At 71.5% G+C, this 20741-nt stretch carries 20 protein-coding genes, 1 tRNA gene and 1 pseudogene; 18 read left to right on the forward strand and 4 right to left on the reverse strand.

The features are described 5' to 3' along the window. The 18 genes and pseudogenes from nrfD (ACSVDD_RS27210) to ACSVDD_RS27290 all read left to right on the forward strand — a co-directional run bounded on the left by nrfD (ACSVDD_RS27210) (position 1) and on the right by ACSVDD_RS27290 (position 16309). On the forward strand, positions 1–1356 hold the full coding sequence (nrfD, locus tag ACSVDD_RS27210) for an NrfD/PsrC family molybdoenzyme membrane anchor subunit (RefSeq protein ID WP_448192565.1): 1356 nt from the start codon (positions 1–3) through the stop codon (positions 1354–1356). Further along, on the forward strand, positions 1356–1874 hold the full coding sequence (locus ACSVDD_RS27215; protein WP_448192566.1) for a DUF3341 domain-containing protein: 519 nt from the start codon (positions 1356–1358) through the stop codon (positions 1872–1874). The genes nrfD (ACSVDD_RS27210) and ACSVDD_RS27215 overlap by 1 nt, the downstream gene beginning before the upstream one ends. Next, positions 1871–2395, forward strand: a complete 525-nt coding sequence (locus ACSVDD_RS27220) for a c-type cytochrome (protein WP_448192567.1) — start codon at positions 1871–1873, stop codon at positions 2393–2395. Before ACSVDD_RS27215 ends, ACSVDD_RS27220 begins: the two co-directional genes overlap by 4 nt. Then, positions 2392–3474, forward strand: a complete 1083-nt coding sequence (locus ACSVDD_RS27225) for a hypothetical protein (protein WP_448192568.1) — start codon at positions 2392–2394, stop codon at positions 3472–3474. Before ACSVDD_RS27220 ends, ACSVDD_RS27225 begins: the two co-directional genes overlap by 4 nt. After that, positions 3467–3943: a hypothetical protein gene (locus ACSVDD_RS27230; RefSeq protein WP_448192569.1), complete on the forward strand. Its 477-nt coding sequence runs from the start codon at positions 3467–3469 to the stop codon at positions 3941–3943. Before ACSVDD_RS27225 ends, ACSVDD_RS27230 begins: the two co-directional genes overlap by 8 nt. Further along, positions 3940–4758, forward strand: a complete 819-nt coding sequence (locus tag ACSVDD_RS27235; RefSeq protein WP_448192570.1) for an SCO family protein — start codon at positions 3940–3942, stop codon at positions 4756–4758. Before ACSVDD_RS27230 ends, ACSVDD_RS27235 begins: the two co-directional genes overlap by 4 nt. A gap of 8 nt (positions 4759–4766) precedes the next feature. Beyond that, complete coding sequence (gene coxB, locus ACSVDD_RS27240; protein ID WP_448192571.1) at positions 4767–5714, forward strand: cytochrome c oxidase subunit II; 948 nt, start codon at positions 4767–4769, stop codon at positions 5712–5714. Beyond that, positions 5711–7354, forward strand: coding sequence for a cytochrome c oxidase subunit I (locus ACSVDD_RS27245; protein WP_448192572.1), 1644 nt, complete (start codon positions 5711–5713; stop codon positions 7352–7354). The genes coxB and ACSVDD_RS27245 overlap by 4 nt, the downstream gene beginning before the upstream one ends. After that, a complete protein-coding gene (locus ACSVDD_RS27250; RefSeq protein ID WP_448192573.1) occupies positions 7347–7991 on the forward strand; it encodes a cytochrome c oxidase subunit 3 family protein in 645 nt (214 codons plus the stop codon). The genes ACSVDD_RS27245 and ACSVDD_RS27250 overlap by 8 nt, the downstream gene beginning before the upstream one ends. After that, positions 7988–8314 (forward strand): cytochrome C oxidase subunit IV family protein, encoded by a 327-nt coding sequence (locus tag ACSVDD_RS27255; RefSeq protein ID WP_448192574.1) that lies wholly within the window; start codon positions 7988–7990, stop codon positions 8312–8314. The genes ACSVDD_RS27250 and ACSVDD_RS27255 overlap by 4 nt, the downstream gene beginning before the upstream one ends. 52 nt (positions 8315–8366) lie before the next feature. Beyond that, positions 8367–9470: pseudogene (locus ACSVDD_RS27260) on the forward strand (slr1591 family oxidoreductase); the annotation flags it as partial. Between the two features lie 66 nt (positions 9471–9536). Then, on the forward strand, positions 9537–10529 hold the full coding sequence (selD, locus tag ACSVDD_RS27265) for a selenide, water dikinase SelD (protein ID WP_448192592.1): 993 nt from the start codon (positions 9537–9539) through the stop codon (positions 10527–10529). A 78-nt stretch (positions 10530–10607) separates the two neighbouring features. Then, the gene (locus ACSVDD_RS27270; RefSeq protein ID WP_448192575.1) at positions 10608–10841 is read left to right on the forward strand and encodes a hypothetical protein; all 234 of its coding nucleotides are present in this window, start codon (positions 10608–10610) and stop codon (positions 10839–10841) included. Further along, the gene (locus tag ACSVDD_RS29770) at positions 10838–11434 is read left to right on the forward strand and encodes a hypothetical protein (protein WP_510167012.1); all 597 of its coding nucleotides are present in this window, start codon (positions 10838–10840) and stop codon (positions 11432–11434) included. The genes ACSVDD_RS27270 and ACSVDD_RS29770 overlap by 4 nt, the downstream gene beginning before the upstream one ends. Positions 11435–11488: 54 nt before the next feature. Beyond that, complete coding sequence (locus tag ACSVDD_RS27275) at positions 11489–14038, forward strand: molybdopterin-dependent oxidoreductase (protein ID WP_510167013.1); 2550 nt, start codon at positions 11489–11491, stop codon at positions 14036–14038. Positions 14039–14040: 2 nt separating this feature from the next. After that, on the forward strand, positions 14041–14940 hold the full coding sequence (locus tag ACSVDD_RS27280; RefSeq protein ID WP_448192576.1) for a 4Fe-4S dicluster domain-containing protein: 900 nt from the start codon (positions 14041–14043) through the stop codon (positions 14938–14940). 11 nt (positions 14941–14951) lie between these two features. Then, positions 14952–15959, forward strand: coding sequence for an NrfD/PsrC family molybdoenzyme membrane anchor subunit (nrfD, locus tag ACSVDD_RS27285; protein ID WP_448192577.1), 1008 nt, complete (start codon positions 14952–14954; stop codon positions 15957–15959). Then, positions 15956–16309, forward strand: a complete 354-nt coding sequence (locus ACSVDD_RS27290; protein ID WP_448192578.1) for a hypothetical protein — start codon at positions 15956–15958, stop codon at positions 16307–16309. The genes nrfD (ACSVDD_RS27285) and ACSVDD_RS27290 overlap by 4 nt, the downstream gene beginning before the upstream one ends. Here ACSVDD_RS27290 and ACSVDD_RS27295 read toward each other — a convergent pair. From ACSVDD_RS27295 to selA, 4 genes are all read right to left on the reverse strand, one after another. After that, a complete protein-coding gene (locus ACSVDD_RS27295) occupies positions 16278–17096 on the reverse strand; it encodes a formate/nitrite transporter family protein (protein ID WP_448192579.1) in 819 nt (272 codons plus the stop codon). The two genes, ACSVDD_RS27290 and ACSVDD_RS27295, sit on opposite strands and share 32 nt — an antisense overlap. Positions 17097–17160: 64 nt before the next feature. Beyond that, positions 17161–17253: transfer RNA gene (locus tag ACSVDD_RS27300), tRNA-Sec, on the reverse strand. Beyond that, positions 17243–19195, reverse strand: coding sequence for a selenocysteine-specific translation elongation factor (selB, locus tag ACSVDD_RS27305; RefSeq protein WP_448192580.1), 1953 nt, complete (start codon positions 19193–19195; stop codon positions 17243–17245). Before selB ends, ACSVDD_RS27300 begins: the two co-directional genes overlap by 11 nt. Further along, positions 19192–20616, reverse strand: a complete 1425-nt coding sequence (selA, locus tag ACSVDD_RS27310; protein WP_448192581.1) for an L-seryl-tRNA(Sec) selenium transferase — start codon at positions 20614–20616, stop codon at positions 19192–19194. Before selA ends, selB begins: the two co-directional genes overlap by 4 nt. Between the last annotated feature and the right edge of the window lie 125 nt (positions 20617–20741).

The following is a 20741-nucleotide window of genomic DNA, read 5'->3' on the forward strand; positions in this document are numbered from 1 at the left end:
GTGACGCAAGCCGCCATCGATACCAGACGCGTTGTGGAACCGGATGTGACGCCGCTGTCCGTCACCACGCACGTGAGCGACCTCGTGTTGGAGCGCCGCACGCCGCTGTGGTGGTGGATCGGCTTCGGGCTGTCCGCGGCGCTGCTGCTGCTGTTCGTCGTGGCGCTGGGATGGCTGTTCCTCCGCGGGGTCGGCGTCTGGGGCATCGACTGGCCGGTGGCCTGGGGCTTCGCCATCGGCAACTACGTCTGGTGGGTGGGGATGGCGAGCGGCGGCACCATCATCTCGGCGCTGTTCTTCCTCACCCGCTCGGAATGGCGCAGCGCCACCAGCCGCATCGCGGAGTCGATGACGGTCTTCTGCGTCGCCTGCGCCGGCATCATGCCGATCATCCACCTCGGGCGCTGGTGGTACTTCTACTGGCTGTTCCCCTATCCCAACACCATGGCGCTCTGGCCGCAGTTCCGCAGCCCGCTGCACTGGGACTTCGTCGCCATCCTCGTCTACGTGATCGGCTCGGTGGTGTTCTGGTACGTCGGGCTGATCCCCGACCTGGCGACGCTGCGCGACCGGGCGACGCGGCGCTGGCAGCGCGTGCTCTACGGCGTCCTGGCGCTCGGCTGGCAGGGGTCGTCGCGGCACTGGCGCGCCTTCCGCACGCTGTACCTGATCCTGGCGGGGCTGATGGCGCCGCTGGTCTGCTCGATCCACAGCATCGTCGGGCTCGACTTCGCCGGCGGGCTGACGCCCGGCTGGCACGAGACGCAGTTCCCGCCGTACTTCATCTTCGGCGCGGTGCTCTCGGGCTTCGCCGTGGTGCTGATGCTGGTGATCGCGCTCCGCCCCGCCTTCGCACTGGACGGAGTCATCACGCTGCGCCACGTCGACGTGCTGGCGAAGCTCCTGCTCACCACCAGCCTGCTGCTGACCTACTGCTATGCGCTGGAGGTCTTCATGCCGTTCTACCGCGGCGAACGGCACGAGATCACCGTCCTCGTCGAGGAGCTGACCGGCGCCTACGCCCCCTGGTACTGGGCGAAGATCGTCCTGAACAGCGTGGTGCCGCAGCTCCTCTGGTTCCGCGCGGTGCGGCTGACCCGGCCGCTGCTGTTCCTCATTTCCGCCGGCGTGGTGGTGGGCATGTGGATCGAGCGCTACGTCATCGTGGTGTCGGGCCTGCACCGCAACTACACGGCGTCGAGCTGGTTCGTCTTCGTGCCGACCTTCTGGGACTGGGCGACGCTGACCGGGTCGGTCGGGCTGTTCCTGACGGGGTTCTTCCTGCTCCTGCGCTTCATCCCGATGGTCTCGATGTTCGAGATGCGCGAACTGCTGGGCAAGAAGGGGAAGCGGTGATGGACCACCGGCACGGCGTCATCGTCGAGTTCGAGAGCGCGGACACGCTGCTGGACGGGCTGCGCCGCCTTCGCGCGGCGGGCTTCGCGCACCTGGAGGTCTACAGCCCCTACCCGGTCGACGGCGTCGATGAGCTTCTCGGCCGGAGGCGGGGGGCGTTGCCGCTCGTCATATTCGCGGCCGGCATGGCGGGCGGACTCGTCGGTTTCGTCCTGCAGTACTACGGGCTGGCGGTCGATTACCCGCTCAACATCGGCGGGCGGCCGCTCAACAGCTGGCCCGCCTTCAGCACGACGACGTTCGAGATGGCGGCGCTGTCCATGATCGTCGTCGGGACGCTGGCCTTCCTGTGGTCCTGCCGCCTGCCGCGGCTGTACGACCCGGTCTTCGACGTGCCGGGCATGGAGCGCGCCTCGCAGGACCGCTTCCTGGTCCGCATCGCCGTGCGGGACGGCATCGGCGACCGCGACCGCCTGGAGGCGCTGTTCGGCGCCCGTGTCGTGGGGGAGGTCCCATGAGGTACGGCCGCACCCCGACGCTGGCGCTCCTGGCCCTGCTCCCGCTGGCCGTGGTCGGCTGCGACAACATGGCCAGCCAGCCGCGCGACAAGACGTGGCGGCCGGCCAGCGCGCTTCCCGACCGTAAGGTCTGGCCGCCGGTCCCGCCGGCCAACGGCATCGCGCTGGACGACGTGGCGAAGCCGGTGCCGCCGCTCACCCCGGCGCTGCTGGCCCGCGGCCGGGAGCGGTACGAGATCTACTGCGCGGCGTGCCACGGCTACACCGGCGAGGCCGACGGCATGGTCGTCCGGCGCGGCTTCCCGTCCCCGCCGTCGTTCCACAGCGACCGGCTGCGCCAAGCCCCGACCCGCCATTTCTATGACGTCGCCACCCAGGGCTGGGGCGCCATGTACTCCTACGCCGACCGGGTGTCCGCCGACGACCGCTGGGCGATCGCCGCCTACATCCGGGCGCTGCAGGAAAGCCGGCATGTCGCCGCCGCCTCGCTGCCGGACGAGATCCGGCAGAGGCTGAAGTGAGCGCCCGCCGCCTCCACCGCGCCGCCCTGGCGGCGGCGCTTGCCGGGGTCGCGCTCTGCGCGGTCGGGCTGGCGTTCGATCCCGGCGCGGTGCTGCGCGGATGGCTGGCCGCCTTCGCGTTCTGGATCGGCCTGCCGCTCGGCTCCGTGCTGCTGCTGCTGGCGCACGCGCTGACCGGCGGGCGCTGGGGAGAGGCGGCCGGACCGCCGCTGCGCGCCGCCGCGGCGACGATGCCGCTGCTGGCGGTGCTGTTCGTACCGGTCCTGCTGTCCCTGTCCCAGCTCTATCCCTGGGCGCGGCCTGAGGAGGCGGCGCACCTGAAGAACGGCTTCTACCTGAACGTGCCGTTCTTCCTGGCCCGGGCGGCCGTCTGCCTGGGCGTGTGGACGGTCCTGGCGCTCGTGCTCGCCCGACGGGCCGCCGAGCCGCCGCTCGCCATCGCCGGGCTGATCCTGACGGCGCTGACGGCGACCCTGGCGGCGTTCGACTGGACCATGTCGATCGAACCGGAGTGGGGCTCCAGCATTTACGGGATGACCGTGATCAGCGGGCATCTCCTGGCGGCGCTCGCGCTGGCGGCGCTGACAGTGGCGCTGGCCGAGCCGGCGGCCGAGCCCGGCCGCCGCATGGACCTCGGCAGCCTTCTGTTCGCGGGCGTCCTGCTGTGGGGATACCTGTCCTTCATGCAATTCCTGATCATCTGGGAGGAGAACCTGCCACACGAGATCTCCTGGTACGTGCCGCGGCTGGCCGGCGGCTGGGGCTGGGTGGCGGTGCTCGGCGCATTCGGCGAGGCGGTCCTGCCGTTCCTGCTGCTGATCTGGTGGCCGGTGAAGCGCAGCCGCGCCGGCCTTGCGGCGGCGTGCGTCCTGGTGCTGGCGGCGCACGTGCTGGAAGGCTGGTGGCTGGTGCTGCCGGGCACGGCGGGCGGCTTCACCTGGTTCGCCCCGGCCGCCACGGCGGCCATGGGCGGGGCGTGGTTCCTGCTGTACCAGCGCCGGCTCGAGGCGCAGCGCCGCCGGCCGCGCTCGGCGCGCCCGGAGGTTCCGGGCTTGGCGGAGGGCGCTCGCCATGGATGATGCGGCGCGCATCGGGCGGACTGGCGGCATCGCGGGACGGATCGCCGGCTATGCGGCGCTGCTGCTGCTCGGCGTGGCGGGGCGCAAGCGCCGTCCGCCCGTCCCGCCGCACGATGAGGAGCCCCGCAACGACGACACGCGGGTCGAGCCCTCCGACGCGCCGCCCTGGGTGATCGGGTTCCTGGCCGCGCTCGCGGTGTTCGTGATCGCCGCGGTGATCGTCGCGCTGCTCGTCATCTTCCCGGACGCCACCCGCGACCAGCCGAAGGCCCTGACCGCCGCCATGCCCGAGCCGCGGCTCCAGACCGACCCGGCCGCCGACATGCGGGCCTACCGCGCCGAGGCGGAGCGGACGCTGCACAGCTACGGCTGGGTCGACCGTGCGGCGGGCATCGCCCGCATCCCCATCGACGAGGCGATGCGCCGCGTCGCCGAACGCGGCATCCCCGACTGGCCGGAGGCGAAATGACGGCTCCGCGCATCCGCAGCCTGCTTGCCGCCGGCGCCGTGCTGCTGGCCGGCACCACCGCGCCCCTGTCGGCGCCGCGCGCCGCGTCGTCCAGCCTGCCGGCGGCGGCCCTGGCCGGCCTCGCCTTCGCGCAGCACCCCGGCGCGACGCTCCCGGCGGACGTGACGCTGCGCGATTCCACCGGCGCGGCGGTCGACACGGGGACTCTGTTCGGCGCCGGCAGGCCGATGATCCTCGTCTTCGACTATTTCCGCTGCACGACGTTGTGCGGCGTCGTGCTCGGCGATCTGGCGGCAGCGCTGCGCCGGGTGCCGCTGACCCCTGGCCGGGACTACGGCGTGGCCGCGGTGAGCATCGATCCAGGCGAGACGCCCGCCGATGCGGCGGCGCTGAAGGCCCGGCATTTCGGCCGCGATCCCGCCTTTGCCGGGGCCGCCCGCTTCCTCGTCGGCGACGGCGAGGCCGTGCGGCGCCTCGCCGTCGCCGCCGGCTTCCCCTACCGCGACGACCCGGCCCTGGGCCAGTACGCCCATCCGGCCGGCGTGGTGCTGGTGTCGCCGGGCGGGACGATCTCCCGCTATCTCCTCGGGATCGGCTACGACCCGCTGGACCTGCGCCTCGGCCTCGTCGAGGCGTCGAAGGGGACGATCGCTTCCGTCGCCGACCATCTGCTGCTGCTCTGCTACGCCTACGACCCGGCGCGGGGCAAATACGACGCGGCCGTCGGCTGGCTGATGCGCGCCACCGGCGCCGCTTCGGTGCTCGGCCTCGGGCTGGTCATCGCGCGCGCCGCGCGCCAACCGCGCAGGCTCTGAGGTGGACCATGGGAGGCGACCTTCAGTTCCTGCCCGCGACGGCATCCAGCCACGCCAGCCAGATGAACTGGCTGTTCGCCGGTCTGGTCGCGGCGAGCGGCGTCATCCTGATCCTGGTGTTCGGGCTGATGATCGTCTTCTGCGTCCGCTACCGGCGCGGCAGTTCCGCCGAGCGCGGCGACACGCTCAAGAAGACGTGGAAGGTCGAGACCGGCTGGACGACGGCGACCTTCGTCGCCTTCCTCGGCCTGTATGTCTGGGGGGCGTACCTCTACATCGACATCCATCGGCCGCCGGCGGACGCCACCGACATCTACGTCGTCGGCAAGCAGTGGATGTGGAAGGTCGAGCACCCCGGCGGCCAGCGCGAGATCGACACGCTGCACGTGCCCGTCGGGCGGCCCGTGCGCCTGGTGTTGAGTTCGCAGGACGTCATCCACGACTTCGCCGTGCCGGCCTTCCGCATCCGCCAGGACGCGGTGCCCGGCCGCACCGAGGTCCTGTGGTTCACCCCGACGACGGTGGGCGAGTACCACCTGTTCTGCGCCGAGTTCTGCGGCACCGACCACGCCCACATGGGCGGCTCGGTCGTCGTCATGGAGCCCGCCGCCTTCCAGCGCTGGCTGGATGCTCAGGGGGCCGGCGAGACGCTGGCCCAGGAGGGTGCCGCGCTGTTCCGGCAATACGGCTGCAGCGGCTGCCACGGCGCCGCCAGCACGGTGCACGCGCCACCGCTGGAGGGGCTGTACGGCCGACCGGTGCCGCTGGCGAACGGTCGGACGGTCGTCGCCGACGACCGCTACATCCGCGATTCCATTCTGATGCCGAAAGCCGAGATTGCCGCCGGCTACCCGCCGATCATGCCCTCGTTCGCCGGCCAGATCGGCGAGGACGACCTCGTGAAGCTGCTGGCCTACATCAAGTCCCTGGGAAACGCCGAAAGGCCCGCCCGATGACCACCGCGACCTTCTCGGGCCCGCCGGCCGAGCCCATCTCCACGACCCGCAACTATCTGACCGAAGGCGGCTTCACGCTGCGCTCCTGGCTGCTCACCACGGACCACAAGCGCATCGCCATCCTCTACACGATCTCCATCACCCTGTTCTTCTTCGTCGGCGGGGCGGCGGCGACGCTGATCCGGTTCAGCCTCGCGACGCCGGCCGGCATCTTTGAGCCGGACACCTACAACCGGCTGTTCACTATGCACGGCATCATCATGGTGTGGTTCTTCCTGATCCCGTCGATCCCGACGACACTCGGCAACTTCCTGATGCCGTTGATGATCGGCGCCAAGGACCTCGCCTTCCCGCGGCTCAACCTACTGAGCTGGTACCTCTTCGTGCTCGCCGGCGCGCTTGGGCTTGTGGTGATGCTGGTCGGCGGCGTCGACACCGGCTGGACCTTCTACACGCCGTTCTCGTCCATGTATTCGAACAGCTATGTGGTGCTGGCGCTGGCCGCGGTGTTCGTGTCGGGCTTCTCCTCGATCCTGACGGGACTGAACTTCATCGTGACGACGCATCGGTTGAGGGCTCCCGGCATGACGTGGTACCGGCTGCCGGTATTCGTCTGGTCGAACTACTCCACCGCCGTGATCCTGGTGCTGGCGACGCCAGTGCTGGCGATCACGCTGGCGCTGGTGGCGGTGGAGCGCCTGTTGCGCGTCGGCATCTTCGACCCGTCTCTGGGGGGCGACCCGCTGCTGTTCCAGCACCTGTTCTGGTTCTACTCGCACCCCGCGGTCTACATCATGATCCTGCCGGGCTTCGGCGTGATCAGCGAGATCATCCCGTGCTTCGCCCGCAAGCCGCTGTTCGGCTACAAGTTCGTGGTGTGGGCCAGCATCTCGTTCGTGGCCTTGGGCTTCTTCGTCTGGGCGCACCACATGTTCGTGGCCGGCATGTCGCTCTACGCCGGGCTGGTGTTCTCGCTGCTCAGCTACATCATCGCCGTGCCGTCGGCGATCAAGGTGTTCAACTGGACGGCCACGCTGCACAAGGGCTGGATCAGCTTCGACGCGCCGATGCTCTACGCCCTGAGCTTCATCGGCCTGTTCACCACCGGCGGGCTGACCGGGCTGTTTGTCGCCAACCTGGCCTTCGACGTGCACGTGACCGACACCTACTTCGTGGTGGCGCACTTCCACTACATCATGGTCGGTGGCATGGTCAGCGCCTATTTCGGCGGCCTGCATTTCTGGTGGCCGAAGATCACCGGGCGGATGTACCCGGAATGGTGGGCGCGCATCGCCGCCATGCTGATCTTCTTCGGCTTCAACCTGACCTTCTTCCCGCAGTTCATCCTCGGCTACCTGGGCATGGAGCGGCGCTATTACGCCTACCCGCCGGAGTTCCAGGTGTGGAACGTGCTGTCCTCGGCCGGGGCCTCGATCCTCGCCGTCGGTTACCTGCTGCCGCTTTTCTATCTGAGCTGGTCGCTGGTGCGCGGGCGTCGCGCCGGGCCCAACCCCTGGCAGGCGACGGGGCTGGAATGGCAGACCCCGTCACCGCCGCCGACGCACAATTTCGAGGTGACGCCGGTGGTCACCCGCCCGCCCTACCAGTACCGGCCGGAGGCGGAGACGCAAAATGGCTGAGCTTCGCATCGAACCGCAGTACGCCACGATGCGCCAGCAGGCGGAGACCGCCTCGCTCGGCCTGTGGGTCTTCCTCGCCACCGAGGTGCTGTTCTTCGGCGGCATGCTGTTCGCCTACACGGTCTACCGCGCGGTCTACCCGGACGGCTTCGCCGAGGCCGGGCAGCACACCAAGGTCATCATTGGTTCGGTGAACACCCTGATCCTGCTGACGAGCAGCTTCACCATGGCCTGGGCGGTGCACGCGGCGGAGCGCGGACGGCGGCGGGCGATGGTGGTCCTGCTCGCCGCAACGGCGCTCTTCGGCCTGCTGTTCCTCGGCCTCAAGGGGTTGGAGTACTACAAGGAATGGAACGAGCACCTGGTGCCGGGGCTGAACTTCCACCAGGAGGGGCCGCACGCGCACGCCGTCGAGCTGTTCTACGTACTGTATTTCATGCTGACCGGCGTGCACGGGGTGCACGTCACCGCCGGCATCGGCATCGTCCTGGTCACGATGATCCGCGCCTGGCGCGGCGTCTTCTCGCCGCTCTACTACACGCCCGTCGAGGTCACCGGCCTGTACTGGCACTTCGTGGACGTCGTCTGGATCTTCCTGTATCCGCTCATCTATCTGGTCGGGAGGAGCGGGGCATGAGAATCTCGACGCCGCCCCGCCCGCTGCTGCTGACGTGGCTCGGCCTGCTGGCGTGCCTCGCCACCACGCTGGGGCTGGCCTACGTGCCGATGGGGCCGTTCAACCTCGTGGCGGCGCTGACGATCTCCGCCGCCAAAACGGCGCTGGTGCTCACCGTGTTCATGAAACTGTTCCGCGCGTCCTACCTGACCCGTGTCGCGGCGGCGGCGGGGCTGTTCTGGCTGGCGTTCCTGTTCACGCTCGCATCGACCGATTACCTGACCCGGCACGATGTCCCCACGGGCCCGCTGACCACGCCGACCGGTCGCGAAGGCCGCGGCTGACCGGCCAACCGACGCGGTGAACGCCGGCGCCCCCGGCGAAACGAGGATCGCCATGCGGACCAGCCCCGTCGAACAGGATCTCGTGCTCGTCGGCGGCGGCCATGCGCATGTGCACGTGCTGAAGAGCTTCGGCATGCGCCCGGTGCCGGGCGTGCGGCTGACCCTGGTCGCGCGCGATGTCGAGACGCCCTACTCCGGCATGATCCCCGGCTTCGTCGCCGGGCACTACGCGCACGACGACTGCCACATCGACCTGTGGCGCCTTGCGCACTTCGCCGGGGCGCGCCTCGTCCACGCGGAAGCCGTCGGCCTGGACCGCGCGGCGCAACGCGTGCTGCTGCGGGACCGCCCGCCGCTGCGCTACGACCGGCTGTCGCTCGACATCGGCTCGTGCCCGGCGCTCGACACGCCGGGCACCGCGGAGCACGCCATCCCGCTGAAGCCGATCGACCGCCTGACCGAGCGCTGGCGGCGGCTGTCCGAGCGGCTGTGCGTGGCGGCCGGGCCGCTGCACGTCGCCATGGTCGGCGGCGGGGCGGCCGGGGTGGAGGTGGTGCTCTCCATGCAGCACGCGCTGCGCCGGCGCTGCCCGGCCGCCCTGCCCCGCTTCACCCTGGTGACGCGCGGGCGGCTGCTCGCCGGGCAGGCCGGGGCGGCGGCCCGGATCTTCCGTCGGGTCCTGGCGGAGCAGGCCATCGCGGTGCGCGAGGAGGCTGAGGTGGCGCGGGTCGAGGCGGGCGGGCTGGTCTTCGCCGACGGCACCGCCCTGCCCTGCGACGCCGTCGTCTGGGCGACGCAGGCCAGTGCGGCCCCCTGGCTGGCCGACACCGGCCTGACGCTGGACGGGAGCGGCTTCGTGGCGGTCGATGCCGGCCTGCGCTCGGTCAACGATCCGCTGGTCTTCGCGGCCGGCGATGTCGCCGCCGTGCAGCCGCACCCGCGCCCGAAAGCCGGCGTCTTCGCCGTGCGGCAGGGACCACCGCTGGCGGAGAACCTCCGGCGGGCGCTGGCCGGACGGGAGCCGCGGCCGTTCGCCCCACAGCGGCGCTTCCTGTCGCTCATCGGCACCGGCGGACGCCATGCCGTCGCCATCAAGGGGCCGCTGGTCGCGGAGGGCGCGTGGGCATGGCGGCTCAAGGAATGGATCGACCGGCGCTGGATGCGCGGCTACCAGGATCTGCCGGCGATGCGCCCGCCCGCTCCCCCCACGGAAGCCCCGGACATGCGCTGCGGCGGCTGCGGCGCCAAGCTCCCGGTCACGGTCCTGGGCCGGGTGCTCGACCGGCTGGGCGTCACTGAGGCCGGCGACGACGCGGCGGTGGTGGAGGCGCCGTCCGGCGGCCCCCTGCTCCAGACCGTCGACTTCTTCCGCGCCTTCGTCGATGACCCCTACCTCTTCGGGCGCATCGCCGCCGCCCACGCACTGGGCGACGTCCACGCCATGGGCGGCGCGCCGCTGACCGCGCTGGCGGTCGCCGGACTGCCGCCCGCGCGCGCCGCGATGCTGGAGGACGACCTCTACCAGATGCTACGCGGCGGGATGGAGGTGCTGGAGGCGGCCGGCGCCCGCCTCGTCGGCGGCCACAGCGCCGAGATGGCGGAGCCGGGGCTAGGCTTCTCCATCACCGGCGTGGCGGGCCCCCGGATCCTGCGCAAGGGCGGCCTGCGGCCCGGCGACGCGCTGGTGCTGACCAAGCCGCTGGGCACCGGCGTCCTCTTGGCGGCGGCGAGGCGCGGCGAGGCGAAGGCGCGCTGGATCGCGGCGGCGCTGGCCGGCATGCAAGTGTCCTCGGGCGCCGCGGCGACCTGCCTGACCGAGCATGGTGCGATCGCCTGCACCGACGTCACGGGCTTCGGGCTGCTCGGCCATCTGCTGGAGATGCTGGACGCCTCGGGTGTCGACGCGTCCCTCGATCTCGACGCGCTGCCGGCGCTGGAGGGCGCCATGGAACTGCTGGCTGTCGGCGTCGCCAGCACCTTGCACCCGGAGAACGCGCAGGCCGGGCGGCGCCTGTCCGGCGACGTCGGCGACCCGCGCGCCGCACTGCTCTTCGACCCGCAGACGGCGGGCGGCCTGCTCGCGGGCGTACCGTCCGGGTGCGCGGCGGCCGGCACGGCCGCCCTGCGCACCCTGGGGTATCCATCGGCCGTGTTGATCGGCACCGTGATGCCGCAGGCGGGACCCGAGCCCCGCGTCCTCTGCCGGACGGGGTAAGCCGTCGGGGAAGCGAACCGGACGCCGCGCCCGGAGTTGATGGGCCAGGACCCACCAACAGCTCGTCCGAACACGCCGATGCGCACGGTCGAAGGCACCATCACGCTCTCGCAGGAGGGGCGTTTCCAGCTCGTCAGCGACGAGGGGATCGCCAAGCTGTTCGTGCTGGCGCACGACGCGCCCATCGAGCCGCAGGACCTGCCCCCGCTCGCCCGCACGCACGCGCGGATCACCGTCCGCTACGACGAGCGCCCCGGCCTGATCGCCGGGATCGTGCACGACATCGGATACGCAGAGGAGCCCCGCGCATGAAGCCGATCCGCCGCCGCAGCCTCGCCGACCGCGCCCGCAGCTTCGTGCGGGAATGGTCCGTGCCCCGGCAGATGCGCGGGGAGAGCCCGTTCTCCGATGCCGCCAGAAGCAGCCGCTCCGAAACGCTGCGGCCGCGCCTGGAGGAGGCGGACACGGTCGGCACCAACATCTGCCCCTACTGCGCGGTCGGCTGCGCCCAGCTCATGTACGCCAAGGACGGCCGCCTGATCCATGTGGAGGGCGATCCGCGCAGCCCGATCAACCAGGGCACGCTGTGCCCGAAGGGGGCGGCGACCTTCGGCTGGCTGACCAGCGAGACGCGCATGAGCACGGTGCTCTACCGCGCCCCGCACTCCGACCGCTGGGAGCAAAAGCCGCTCGACTGGGCGATGGACCGCATCGCGCACCTCGCCAAGCGGACCCGTGACGAGAGCGTCGTCCACGCGCTGCCCGACGGCACCGTGGTCAACCACACGCTCTCCATGGCGTCGCTGGGCGGCGCCACGCTGGACAACGAGGAGAACTACCTCATCAAGAAGCTGTTCGGCGGCGGTCTGGGGATGGTGTGGATCGAAAACCAGGCAAGAGTCTGACACTCCTCCTCGGTGCCCAGTCTGGGTGCCTCCTTCGGCCGTGGGGCGGCCACCATGCCCCAATGGGATCTCGCCAACGCGGACTGCATCCTGGTGATGGGGTCCAACATGGCCGAGAACCATCCGATCGCCTTCCGCTTCGCCCTGCAGGCGAAGGAGAAGGGGGCGACGCTGATCCACGCCGACCCGCGCTTCACCCGCACCTCGGCGCTGGCCGACGTCTACGCGCCGGTGCGCGCGGGGACCGACATCGCGTTCCTCGGCGGCATCATCCACCACATTCTCGAACACGACCTGTGGTTCAGGGAGTACGCGCTCACCTACACCAACCTCGCCACCATCATCGACGACAGGTTCGAGGACCCCAGCCGCAACGACGGCAAGTTCTCCGGCTGGGACGAGAAGAAGAAATCCTACACTTTTGAGAGCTGGCAGTACGAGGGCGAGTTCGTGCCCTCCTCGCTGGCCGAGCACTTCGTGAACACCACGGAGTCCTTCTCCGACCTGACCAAACGGCTGCAGAAGGGGCCGACGCCGAAGGACGAGACGCTGCAGCACCCGAACTGCGTCTACCAGATCCTGAAGCGCCACTTCGCCGCCTACACGCCGGAGATGGTGGAGCGGGTGACCGGCTGCCCGAAGGAGACCTTCGTCAGGGTCGCCGACGCGCTGGCCCGCGCCTCGGGGCCGGAGAAGACGGGGACAATCTGCTACGCGGTGGGCTGGACGCACCACTCCACCGGCGTGCAGATGATCCGCGCGGCGGCGATCATCCAGCTCCTACTCGGCAACGTCGGGCGGCCCGGCGGCGGCATCCTGGCGCTACGCGGCCATTCCAGCATTCAGGGCTCGACTGACATCCCGACGCTGTACAACCTGCTGCCCGGCTACCTGCCGCAGCCGCACGGGCTGAAGCCGCACCACTCGCTGCAGGACTACATCGACCACGAGACGACGCCGACGGGGTGGTGGCACAACTTCCCGAAATACATCGTCAGCCTGCTGCGCGCCTGGTACGGCGAGAACGGGATGAAGGAGAACGGCTGGGGATTCGCGTGGCTGCCCAAGATCATGGGCGACCATTCGCAGCTTCCCATGACGCTCGCCATCAAGGACGGGCTGATCAAGGGGCTGTTCCTGATCGGCCAGAACCCGGTGGTAGGCGGCAGCAACTCGACACTGGTGCAACGCGCACTCGCCAACCTCGACTGGATGGTGGTGACCGACTTCACCGAAACCGAGAGTGCGTCCTTCTGGTACAAGGGCCACCCGGTGCGTGACGGCGAGCTGGCGCCCAAGGACATCAAAACCGAGGTGTTCCTTCTCCCCACCGCGCTGGCCGGCGAGAAGGCCGGCACCTTCACCAACACGCACCGCCTGATCCAATGGCACGACAAGGTGGTGGAGGCGCCGGGCGACAGCCGCTCCGACCTGTGGTTCATCTACCATCTCGGCCGCCGGCTGAAGGAGCTGTACCGCGCTAGCGCCGACCCGAAGGACCAGCCGATCCGCTATCTCACCTGGGACTACCCGACGCTGGGCGAGCGCGAGGAACCGGACGCCGAGGCGGTGCTGCGGGAGATCAACGGCTACACCTGGGCCGAGAACAAAGAACACCGCAAGCAGATCCCCGACTTCAAGCACCTCCAGGACGATGGCTCGACCGCCTGCGGCTGCTGGATCTATACCGGCGTCTTCCCCGCGGACGACCACAACCACGCGCGCTCGCGCAAGGCGGACGGCCCGGACGGGCCGGGCACGCACCTGGGCTGGGGCTTCGCGTGGCCGTCGAACCGGCGCACGCTGGTCAACCGCGCCTCGGCCGACCCGTCCGGCAAGCCGTGGTCGGAGCGCAAGAAGCTGGTGTGGTGGGATGCCGGCAAGGGCGCGTGGGACGGCTACGACAAGGTCGATTTCTCGACCAACAAGGCGCCCGATTATCGCCCCGACTGGTGCAAGGAACCGTCGGGCATGGACGCGCTGAGCGGCACCGACCCGTTCATCATGATCGCCGACGGGCGCGGCGCGCTGTTCGTGCCGTCGGGCATCAAGGACGGCCCGCTGCCCACGCACTACGAGCCGGTGGAATCGCCGGTGAAGAACCCTTTCTACGGCCAGCAGCACAACCCGGCCGCCAAGGTCTGGGACCGGCCGGACAACCCGATCCACGAGGCGGCCGACCCGCGCTATCCGCACGTACTGACCACCTACCGCCTGACCGAGCACCATTCGGGCGGCACCCCGACCCGCTCGGTGGCGTCCACCGCCGAGTTGCAGCCGGAGGGGTTCTGCGAGATCCCGCCGGAGCTGGCGGCGGAGCTGGGCGTCGACACGCTCGATTGGGTCACGCTGTCCACCCCGCGCGGCGCGGTCGAGACGCGGGCGCTGGTGACCGCGCGGCTGCGCCCCTTCCAGCTCGACGGGCGGCGCGTCTACCAGATCGGCATGCCCTGGCACTTCGGCTGGAGCGGCTTCGCCACCGGCGACATCGCGAACGTGCTGACGGCCGTCATCGGCGACCCGAACACCAGCATGCACGAGAACAAGGCGCTGACCTGCGGCCTGCGCAAGGGCCGGCTGGAGCGCCCCGGACGAGGAGGCTAGGCATGGGTGTCCCCGCTCGCGCGCTGGACTACGCCGACCCGATCCTGCCCGGGATGATCCCGGACGAATCCGAGCTGACCGCCGGCGTAACCATCGAGCCGGGCAAGAGCTACGGCTTCTTCACCGACACCACGCTGTGCATCGGCTGCAAGGCGTGCGAGGTGGCGTGCAAGGAGTGGAGCGCGCTCCCCGCCGACGACGTGCGGCTGAAGGGCACCAGCTACGACAACACCGGCCGGCTGTCCGCCAACACGTGGCGGCACGTCGCCTTCGTCGAGAAGATCGGCACGGACGGCCACCGCGTCACCGAGATGCCGCCGTTCCAGAGCCACTGGCTGATGATGAGCGACGTGTGCAAGCACTGCCACAACGCCCCCTGCCTGGAGGCTTGCCCGACCGGCGCCATCTTCCGCACCGAGTTCGACACGGTCGTCGTGCAGCAGGATATCTGCAACGGCTGCGGCTACTGCGTGCCGTCCTGTCCGTTCGGCGTGGTCGACCTCAACCCCGACGATGGCAAGGCGCACAAGTGCACGCTGTGCTATGACCGCCTCAAGGGCGGGCTGGAGCCGGCCTGCGCCAAGTCATGCCCCACCGATTCCATCCGCTTCGGCGAGGTGCCGGCGCTGGTGGAGATGGCGAGGAGGCGGGTTGCCGACCTGCACGGCAAGGGCGCCGAGGACGCCTATCTCTACGGCGCGCCGGGTGGGCCGGGGGCGACCGGCGGCCTTGGCCACCTCAACGCCTTCTTCCTGCTGACCGACCGGCCGGAAACCTACGGCTTCCCAACCGCGCCGACGCGCGCCTCCAACCGGGTCGAGCCGGCGCTGACCGCCGGCCTCGCCACCATGGCCGGGCTGGCCCTGGCCGCCGTCGCCCTGTTCGCCGCCGACCGCCGCTAGGAGGAGACTGCATGCCCCTCGACGAGACGCCCCGGCTCCCCGGCCCCGCCGGCAGGCCCTACCAGGGGGAAACCTACTACGGACGCCCGGTGCTGAAGCCCAGCCCGTTCGGCTGGAAGACCAGCGGCTACATCTTCCTGGCCGGGCTGTCCGGCTCGGCGCAGATCATCGGCACCGCGGCGGACCTGACGGGGCGTCCGGGATCGGAGAAACTGGTGTGCAACGCCCGCCACGTGGCGATGGCCGCCCCGACGCTGGGCGCGCTGCTGTTGGTCGGCGACCTGCACACGCCGAGCCGATTCTACAACATGCTGCGCATTTTTCGGCGCACCTCGCCTATGTCCATCGGCAGCTGGATCCTCACCGGCTTCGGCGCCTTCAGCGGGCTGACGCTGGCGGCGCAATGGCTGGGCCTGCCGCGGGTGGCGAGCGCCGTACAGATTCCGGCGGCGGTCGCCGGGGCGGGCATGAGCGTCTACACGGCGGCGCTGCTGTCGGCCACCAGCACGCCGCTGTGGGCCTCCGCCCCGCAGCTGCTGGCGGTGCGCTTTGGCAGTTCCGCCATGGCCTGCGCGGCGGCCGCGCTGTCGCTGGGCGAGCGCGTCGACGGCCGGCCGGAGAACACCCGCACGCTCGACCGCGTGGCGCTGGCGGCCAGCGCGGTGGACCTCGCGGCCTCGCTGGCGTCCGAGCGCGAATACCACGCCGACGGCGTCGCCGGCCCGGTGGACGACACCGTCTGGGCGTCGGTGCAGAAGCTCGGCGCCGCCGTGCCGGTGGTCTGCCACGCCGTCAACGCAAGCCGCCGTCGGCCGTCGGCCGCGCTGTCGGTCCTGGGCTCGCTCGCCGTCCTGGCCAGCGGCATGGCGCTGCGCTCCGCCATCGTGCACGCCGGCAACCGCTCGGCCGAGCGGCCGGCCGACTACTTCCGCTTCGCCCGCCCGGCGCCCCGCACCGCCTTGCCGGCGCGGGGTGCGCCGCGCCTGCCCACCGCCGTGCCGCGGGAGACCGTCGGATGAAGCCCGAACACGCCAACCCCGGAAACGACTGCGGCGACGCCCTCAGCGTCCTCGACCGCATCCTGGCCGCGCCGCCGGAGGACACGCAGGTCCAGGAGACCTACGACGCCATGGCCGAGGCGTCGCGCTGCCTCGTGCGCCTGCGCGACGGCCTGATCGCGCGCCGCCGCGCCGGAGAGGAGGTTTCCCGGCGCCTCGACCACGTCAACGCGGTGCTCAGCGTCACCTTCGGCGGCGAGTACCCGCTGGTCGGCGTGCGCCGCAAGCGCATCGAGAAGGCGCGTGACCTCCTGCGCCGGCTGCTGGAGGACGGCGGGGCTACTGGTCCTGCCGGACCTGGGCGTGATTGATCAGGGCGACCAGCCCGACGCCGCCCAGCACGTTGCCCACCAGCGCCGGCAGCAGGAAGCCGAAGGCGTAGTCGCCCCACCCCGCCACACCCTCCATAGCGGCGAAGGACACCTCCACCGAGCCGGCGATGACGTGCGCGAACTTGCCGAGCGCGATCAGCCAGGTCAGCGCGACGATCACGAAGAAGCGCGCCTGGCCGACGGACGGCGTGATCCACACCAGGAGCGCGATGATCCAGCCGGCCAGAATCCCGTGCAGCACGGTCGCGCCGGCTCCGGCCGCCTGGGTCGAGTGGCCCATCTCCGCGAAGGCGGCGCGCAGCTCCGGGGTGAAGGCGGGGGTTGCGGCGGCCAGCGCGGCGAAAGCCAGCGTGCCGGCGATGTTCGCCGCGAACACCAGCGTCCACAGCCGCACCACCCGCATCAGCGTCCGCGACGACCAGCGGTGCAGCAGCGGCAGGATGACGGTCAGCGTGTTCTCGGTGAACAGCTGCTGCCGGCCGAGGATGACGATGAGGAAGCCGAACGAGTAGCCGAAGCTCGCCAGCAGCGGACGCCACGGCGCGTCGGGCAGGTGCGTGGTCAGCAGGGCTTCGCCGACCATCGAGAAGCCCATCGACAGCCCCGCCGCCAGCCCCGACCACAAAAGCGACGAGGGCGGGCGCTCCAGTTCCTGGTCGCCCTCCAGGCGGATGGCTTCGTGGAGGATCAAGGCGGGCGGGTTGGAGCGCTCCTCGATCTCCTCCCGTTCGCGGCGGTCGAAATGGCGGTCATGGATGTCGGGCACCGGGCGTCTCCGTCGGACGTGATGTCCGGTAAACCGCCCGGCGCGCGCATCGGCGCGGCGGAACTGGCGGAGGCGGATGGGAATCGAACCCACCGTTCGCTTTCGGCGAACCGCTGGTTTTGAAGACCAGGAGGGCCACCAGACCCTTATCGCCTCCCCATCCCCTCAGATGGCGCGCACGGTGCGGCGGGACCACTGCCCGGATGGGGCTGCCCGGCGACGCGGCGGTCCCCCTTGCGGCGGGTGACGCCGATGCCGTCCAGATGTTCGAGCAGCGGCACGCTGTACTTGCGCGAGATCCCGAGCAGGCGGCCGAGGTCGCTCACCGTCAGCCCTTCGGGTGTGCCGGCCAGCGCGTGCGCCACCTGCTGGGCGGCGTCGGCCATGGCGTCGCGGTGGAAGACGATCTCGCGCTTCTGCACGCGGTCGGGCGCCCGAACCAGCACGCCGCTGCGCGCCAGGAAATGCAGCGCCTTGTGCCGGCGCGCGTCGCGTCCGGCAACCTCGGCGACGTCGGGCGGCGCCAGCCCGCCCTGGAGAAACGCGGCCTCCACGGCCATAAGCACGTCACGGTCGGCGGCGGACAGCAGCGCCGCGGCGTCCAGGCCGCGCCGGCGCAACAGCCCGCCGTCCCGCACCAGCGCCCCCTCCGCCACGAGGCGCGCCACGAGGGCGGCGGCCGTTCCGTCCGGCAGCGCCCCGGGCAGGGCGGCGCGCAGCCGGTCGGGCGGAACGCCCCGCTCGGTCGGGCAAGCGCGCTGCGCGTCGGCCACCGCCGCCAGGACGGCATCCCGCAGCCCGTGGTAGATCGGACCGGCGAGGAGCGTACCGTCCGGCAGCCGCTCCGCGCCCCAGGCGGCGGGGTCCAGCCGGTCGGGCAGCGTGCCGAGCAGCCGGACCAGTTCCTCCATCCGTACACCACGGCCGCCCGCCGAGGCCAGACGTTCCGCCACCGCCTCCGCCGGGCGCCCCTCGGCCAGCGCCAGGATGGAACGCGCCGCGGCCGGGTCGAAGCGCCGCCGCCGCGCCGCCGCCGGGTCGGCGATGCGTCCGCCGCCTACCGTCCGGGTGGGCGACCCGAGACGCAGGATGAAGGGCTCGCCCGCGGGCACGCTGACCGCTTCGGCGCAGTGGAGCTGTGCCGGCGCGGCATGTCCCGGCTCCAGCGCGTCGCGGTCGAGCAGGCGGACGCGCGCAATGGTGTCCGTGGTGCCGAACAGGAGCTGCGCCGTCTGCCCAGTCGGCAGCGGCTTGGGCGCGTCGCCTAGCAGCTCCAGCCGCACGTCCAGCCAGTGGGAGGGCGCCAGCAGGCCGGGCGTCGCCAGGGCGCAGCCCCGCCGCAGGTCGGCCAGCTCGACGCCGCGCAGGTTCACCGCGACCCGGCTCCCCGCGGCGGCCTCCCCGACCGACGCGCCGTGCACGTGCAGGCCGCGCACCTGGGCGGCCGTTCCGCCCGGCCACAGCTCCACCGCGTCGCCGACGCGGATGGCGCCGCGCCGCAGCGTCCCCGTGGCCACCGGGCCGAAGCCGGGGACCGCGAAGGCACGGTCCACCGGCAGGTGAAAGACGCCCGCATCCGGGCGCTCCGCATCATCGTCCAGCAAGCCCACCAACATGCCGGCCAGCGCATCGAGCCCCTGCCCGGCGGCCACCGAGGTGAAGACGAGCGGAGCGCGCTCCAGCCCGGTTCCGGCCAGCAGGGAACGCACCGCCGCGCCGGTCCGCCGCGCCTCGTCCGCCGTGACCAGATCGCATTTGCTGATCGCCACCACCCCGCGCGTCACGCCGATCAGCCGCGCGATGTCCAGGTGCTCGACGGTCTGCGGCTTGACGCCTTCGTTGGCGGCGACCACCAGCAGCACGGCGTCGATTCCGGTGGCGCCGGCGACCATGGTGTGCACGAAGCGCTCGTGCCCCGGCATGTCGACGAAGGCCAGCGTCCCGCGCTCCGTCGTCCGGTGCGCGAAGCCCAGCGCGATGGAGATGCCGCGCCGCTTCTCCTCCGCCAGCCGGTCGGTGTCGATCCCGGTGAGCGCGCCGACCAGCGCGGTCTTGCCGTGATCGACATGGCCGACAACGCCGACGACCGCCGTCCTCACCCCGGTCCCTCCCGGTCCAGCACGGCCCGGCAGGCGGCGGCGATCTCGGCCACCTCGTCCTCCGCGACCGTGCGCAGGTCGAACAGCAGCCAGCCGTCCTTGACCCGCCCGACGACGGCGGGCCGGTGCCGCCGCAGGCGCCGCGCCAGATCCTCGACGCCGTGCGAGGAGTTGCGCAGGGCGACGATCCGCGTCGGGATCGCCGCCTCCGGCAGCGCGCCGCCGCCCGCAAAGCCGGTACCGGCCCGCACCGCCACCTCCAGCCCCGGCACGTCGGTCAGGGCGGCGGCCAGAGCGGCGCGCAGGCGCTCCGCCCGCCCGTCCAGCACCGCCACCGGCGCGCCCAGCATGGCGAGTACCGGAATGGCCGCCGCTGCCCGCTCGGGCGCGCGGTAGAGCTTCAGCGTCGCCTCCAGCGCCGCCAGCGTCAGCTTGTCCACCCGCACGGCGCGCAGCAGCGGGTGCGCCCTCAGGCGCGCCACCAGCTCCTTGCGGCCGAGAATCAGGCCGGCCTGCGGGCCGCCCAGCAGCTTGTCGGCGCTGCACGTCACGAGGTCGATGCCGGCCGCCAGGCTTTCCTGCACGGTCGGCTCGTGCGGCAGGCCCATCGGGCGCAGGTCGACGAGGCTGCCGCTGCCCAGGTCATCGACAGTGAGCACGCCCCTGGTCAGGGCCAGCGCCGCAAGCTCTGCCCGCTCCGGCGCGGCGGTGAAGCCCTGGATCCGGTAATTGCTGGGGTGCACCTTGAGCAGCACGCGCGTGTCCGGCCCGATCGCCCGGTCGTAGTCGCCGACCCGCGTCTTGTTCGTGGTGCCGACCTCGACCAAGCGCGCGCCGCTCTGGGCGATGACGTCGGGGACGCGGAAGGAGCCGCCGATCTCCACCAGCTCGCCGCGCGACACCACCGCCTCGCCCGGCACCGCCAGCGCCGCCAGCGCCAGCAGCACGGCGGCGGCGTTGTTGTTGACCACCAGCGCCGCCTCCGCCCCGGTCAGCTCGCACAGCAGCCCGGAGACGCCCTGATAGCGCGAGCCGCGGCTCCCCTCGTCGAGGTCGTATTCGAGATTCATGTAGCCGGACGCCGCTTCGGCCACCGCGGCCACCGCCTGCGGCGCCAGCGGCGCCCGCCCGAGATTCGTGTGCAGGACGATGCCGGTGGCGTTGATGACCCGGCGCAGGCGGGGGGCGGCCTCCTCGTCCAGCCATTCGCTCGCCGCAGCGAGGATGCCGGCGGGGCTTGCGGCGCAGGCATCGCCGCGGCCCTCGCGCAACTGCACCCGCAGGTCCGCCAGGCACCGGCGAATGGCGCGCAGGACCGGAGAGCGGCCGTGCGCGGCGATCAGCGTCGCGGCCTCGGCGCTTCCCATCAGCCGTTCGACTTGCGGCAGGCCCCGCAGAACCGCCGCCTGAGGCGAAGGCACCCCATGCACATCCGGCTCCGTGCGTTGTACGACGGTCTCATGCCTTGCTAACACGCCAAGGCCCGGCAGGAGCCGCCTTCTTGGAAGTACCCCGATAGAGAGACCAAGCGGTCCCGCGCTCGTCC

The organism is Azospirillum terrae, from assembly GCF_053470425.1.